This is a genomic window from Rhizobium pantanalense (assembly GCF_030182525.1).
Lineage (GTDB): Bacteria > Pseudomonadota > Alphaproteobacteria > Rhizobiales > Rhizobiaceae > Rhizobium.
The window spans coordinates 1-654 of the sequence record NZ_JAQJCH010000044.1 but is presented as its reverse complement, the minus strand read 5'-3'; the positions used below and the strand labels follow the sequence as shown (position 1 = coordinate 654).

The following is a 654-nucleotide window of genomic DNA, read 5'->3' as shown; positions in this document are numbered from 1 at the left end:
CCGTGACAGCAAGGATAAAAATTCTCCCTGCGGAAATTGAGCAGGGAGGGTGAAAATAACTACCTATCACTTACGTTTGAGTTTTGAACTCAGGATGAATATGCATTTGGTCGTGTTGAATTTGCAAGGATCGACAGCGACTTTATGGTTGGCAATGGAGCAATGCAGGATAGACAATCATGGTCAGAACGTTAACACGTAGCCCCTGATTGTCCGCCTGCCGCTAGCTCAATTTGAAAACATGGCCATGATTCGGCGCTGAATATCACCGTCTTTGTTGACCAGTGTTTTAGTGACAAACGCTGCATGGTTTTTCGTAGTGTTGTATCCCTTCCAGACTTCATGTGGATCGAGGGCATACGCACAAACCTTACCAGCAACGGGGATTCTAACTAATGCATTTTTTGATTCTAAGTAATTGAGCCACCGAATAATTGTGCTTCTGCTAACTCCAAGTTTTTCAGCTAGGAATTGCTGATCCGCAACGACAGCGCCACACGTAGGATCGATATGCTCCGCTAAAAATGAGTACAGCTTCAGTGCTGATATGCCTTGGCTATCCTTCAGCAGCTCTCGAACACGTTCCCAACCTTTTGGGGATACCTGTGTAAACCTTGAATTTTTCTTTGCTTCTTCGAGATCCTCGGTGTTTTT

Annotated in this window: 1 protein-coding gene; it reads right to left on the bottom strand. The window is 44.8% G+C overall.

Going from position 1 to position 654, the window contains the following annotated elements; translation table 11 throughout:
- Positions 1–228 precede the first annotated feature (228 nt).
- The coding region (locus PH558_RS34045) for a helix-turn-helix domain-containing protein (protein ID WP_062876889.1) at positions 229–654 on the bottom strand (426 nt) is incomplete at its 5' end.